This is a genomic window from Leisingera sp. F5 (genome assembly GCF_001593695.1).
The window spans coordinates 1-3,497 of sequence record NZ_LUKH01000234.1; the positions used below are offsets into that span (position 1 = coordinate 1).

Genomic DNA, 3,497 nt, shown 5'->3' on the forward strand with positions numbered 1-3,497 from the left:
GCATGGCCACCACCCGCCGGGTGGTAAAACTGCGGCCGTCCCGGGCCGGGTCAACCTCGTAAATGACCGGCCTTGACGGGTCGCCCGGACGAATGAAATAGGCATGAAGAGAATGGCATAACCGCCGGGAAACAGTTGCATATGCCGCCGTCAGCGCCTGTGCGATCACCTGGCCGCCATAGATGCGGGTCGGCGTTTCGCCACCGGAACCGGATCCGCGGTAGAGATTGGTATCAAGCGCTTCCAGATCCAGCAGATCAAGGAGAACTTTGGCGGTATCCGGCATTTGCAGCGCTTTCATTGGTCATTTTTTTGTACAGAACGCTTATCTTACCTGGAACTGCGGCAGTTGGAAGTCACTCGGCAATGGCGCCATGAACCAGCGCCTTGAGTTCCGGCCGTGACGGGTACGAGCTGGAGGGCGCCAGCTGAGTCAGAAACACCACCGACATTTCAAGCTGCCGGTCCAGCCAGAAGAACGTCGACGCAATGCCGCCCCAGCTGAAATCACCAACGGATCCGGGGCACCGCGCCCGTGCCGGATCCAGAACAACAGCGCCGCCAAGGCCAAAACCCATGCCTTCCATCGGCTGTTCAGCAAAGCTTTGCGGACCCATCGAAGCGATATCTCCGGAAAGGTGGTTTTGCATCATAAAATCAGAAGTTTGCGGACTGATGATAAAGCCGTCTCCGCAGCGGCCGCGGCACCGGAGCATTTCGGTGAATTTCATATAGTCGTCGATCGTGCCGATCAATCCGCCGCCGCCAGAGTGCATTTCGGCCTGCCAGAAGGGAGAATGCGGGTAACTGTCGGTCGGGCGCAGGCTGTCGGTGCCGGTCTCCGCGGAATTCAGCGCCAGGGCATCACCCGCCAGCGGAGTATAGAGAGAGGCAAACCGGCTCCCTGCCCCGCTGGGCGGCTGGAACCCGGTCTCCGACATTCCCAGCGGCTCAAAGATCACCTCTTGCAGGAGCCGTCCCAAGGGCTTGCCCGAAACAACCTCGGCAACGCGGCCCAGCACATCAGTCGCAACGGAATACTCCCAACGGGTTCCTGGCTGAAAGGCCAACGGCAGGCGCGCAAGCCGCGTCACCATTGGGGCCAGTGATCCGTGGTCCGGCTTAAACAGCAAATCTTCCTTGGCCATGACTTCCGGCAGGAGGCCGGGATTGAACGGGTAACTCAGCCCGCTGGTGTGGGTCAGCAGCTGTTGCAGTGTCGGAACAGCGCAAGGCTCGGTCTGGCTGATATGCCCGGCTCCGGGTATCAGCGCCTGCATATTATTGAATTCCGGAAGAAAATCACTGACAGGGGCATCCAGGTGGAACAGCCCTTGCTCCAGAAGAGACATCACAGCCACTGATGTGACTGGTTTGGTCATCGAATAGAGGCGCACCAGCGTGTCACGGGTGAATGGCAGGCTCTCCTCGATGTTGCGCAGGCCTGCCGTGTGAAAATACTGTTCCTTACCGTGGCGGCGGATCAGAAGGGAACTTCCGGGATATTTTCCTTCATCCACATAACGTTGCTGCCAGCGCCTGATGCGTTCCAGCCGGTCTGATCTCATCACTGCGCCCCCTTACTGCTCTGCCTCATCCATCGGGACTGTATACTGTGTTTCTAAAGGAGACGAGCCGGGAGACGTTGCGTTTCAGGCTTCGGCGCGCGGGTGCCGGAATACAGACAGAATGAAATTCCCAAAAACCCGATGACGGTTCCAACCGCAGTGACAGCGGTGAATTCGAAAATTGGCTGGAATAGAAGACTTCTGAAAGTGCCGGGCAAACGCTTGCAGCAGCGGGTTCAGTAAATTCCAAAATTTGAATTTTTTCAATTCATGCGCGTTTGCGTGTTCGCATTTGCAATAAATTTGTCTTAGAAGTTCAAAGGGAAGGACGAAAAGGAAATAGATCCGATGACGAGCATTCTGGTATTGAACGGCCCCAACCTCAACCTGCTTGGTACCCGGCAGCCGGACGTCTATGGCTCGGTCACCCTGGCGATGGTGGAGCAGGCCTGCGCCGATCATGCTCAGACACTCGGGGTCTCGGTCAGCTGCTTCCAGTCGAACCATGAAGGGGCGTTGATTGATGCTATTCATGCGGCCAAGGGGCAGCATCATGGGATCATCCTGAACGCCGGCGCCTACACGCACACGTCAATTGCCCTGATGGATGCCTTGATTTCCGTAGAGCTTCCGGCCGTTGAAGTGCATCTCTCTAATATTCATGCACGCGAGCCATTCCGGCACACCTCCTATATCGCCAAGGCGGCGCTGGGGCAGATTTGCGGTTTTGGCGCGCAGGGGTACCTGTTGGCGCTGGATGCTTTGAAGGCACATTTGAAAGTGGCCGCAACAGCATGAATGTAAAGGAATACCTGAACTTCATTTGCGGCGCTCAAAGTCTGGAAGAGCTGTGGCACGGGCATGTCCGGCAAATGTCCAGGTTCGGGTTCGACCGGCTGATCTACGGTTACACCCGTTACAAAACGGAAACGTCGCTGGGGGATCCGGATGATTTTGTCATCCTGTCCAATCATGACAGTGAGTATCTGCACGGATTCCTGCATAAGGGCCTGTATTTCCATGCGCCGATGCTTCGCTGGGCTTTGGAGAACGAAGGCGCCGGCAGCTGGCGTATTGTGCAGGACATGATTGCCGACGGGACACTTGGGCCCGAAGCCCAGCGGGTGCATGAGTTCAATCAGAAGCTCGACATGAATGCCGGTTATACCGTCAGTTTCTACTCTGCTTCTCCCCGCTACAAAGGCGCGATATCACTGGCCGCAAAACCGGGCATGTCTCAGGATGCGGTGGATGCGCTGTGGCAGAAGTCGGGCGATGACATCGTATTGATGAACAATGTCGCCCATCTGAAGATCCTCACCCTGCCCTATACTGCACCAAACCGCAGCCTTACCAAACGGCAGCGGGAGGTTTTACAATGGGTTGGAGATGGCAAAACCACGCAGGACATTGCACTCTTGATGGAACTTACACCCGCGACGATTGAAAAACACCTGCGTCTTGCCAGGGAATCGCTGTCGGTCGAGACAACCGCCCAGGCTGTTTTGAAGGCAGCGCTGCACAATCAGATGTATATCATGGATGCATAAGCTGCTGCTTGGCTGTGGATGACCAGGCCGTGCCGCGGCTGCTGCCGCGGCAATTGCAGACGTCGCCGGACCTTCTCAGATCGCTTGCAAGCGACGGAAACTTAACCGGTTTTACGGACCATGCCGGTCTGAACTAAGCCGTAAGAAGTATGGAATTCTATACTACCGTTATAGGTTGATTTTCTGCATGTTGCCCCTGTTCCGTGAGTGGTGGCTTTAGCCAAGGAACTAATGGGTAACGACCCTTGTGATTTCAAGGCTCTCCTACCTGGTCAGGAGTAGACGCGTATTGTTCCGCGTCTATTCCGGATACAGAGGGGCCTCGCCCATCCCCATCAGTGGGGTCCCTCACAATCCCTTCCTCCGATATCAGCTGCCG

At 56.3% G+C, this 3,497-nt stretch carries 4 protein-coding genes; 2 read left to right on the forward strand and 2 right to left on the reverse strand.

Features of this window, described 5'->3' with window-relative positions:
• Together A2I95_RS27995 and A2I95_RS28000 are read right to left on the reverse strand one after the other, a co-directional pair.
• Positions 1-286 (reverse strand): acyl-CoA thioesterase II (locus A2I95_RS27995; protein ID WP_291735183.1); only part of this gene is annotated, 286 nt, incomplete at its 3' end.
• 70 nt (positions 287-356) lie between these two features.
• Positions 357-1,568 (reverse strand): serine hydrolase, encoded by a 1,212-nt coding sequence (locus A2I95_RS28000; RefSeq protein WP_291735179.1) that lies wholly within the window; start codon positions 1,566-1,568, stop codon positions 357-359.
• A 348-nt stretch (positions 1,569-1,916) separates the two neighbouring features.
• Here A2I95_RS28000 and aroQ point away from each other — a divergent pair, with 348 nt between their 5' ends.
• Together aroQ and A2I95_RS28010 are read left to right on the forward strand one after the other, a co-directional pair.
• Positions 1,917-2,366 carry a type II 3-dehydroquinate dehydratase gene (gene aroQ / locus A2I95_RS28005; protein ID WP_027259005.1) on the forward strand — a complete coding sequence of 150 codons (450 nt, stop codon included), beginning with the start codon at positions 1,917-1,919 and terminating at the stop codon, positions 2,364-2,366.
• Positions 2,363-3,118 (forward strand): LuxR family transcriptional regulator, encoded by a 756-nt coding sequence (locus tag A2I95_RS28010; protein WP_291735182.1) that lies wholly within the window; start codon positions 2,363-2,365, stop codon positions 3,116-3,118. Before aroQ ends, A2I95_RS28010 begins: the two co-directional genes overlap by 4 nt.
• Positions 3,119-3,497 lie beyond the last annotated feature (379 nt).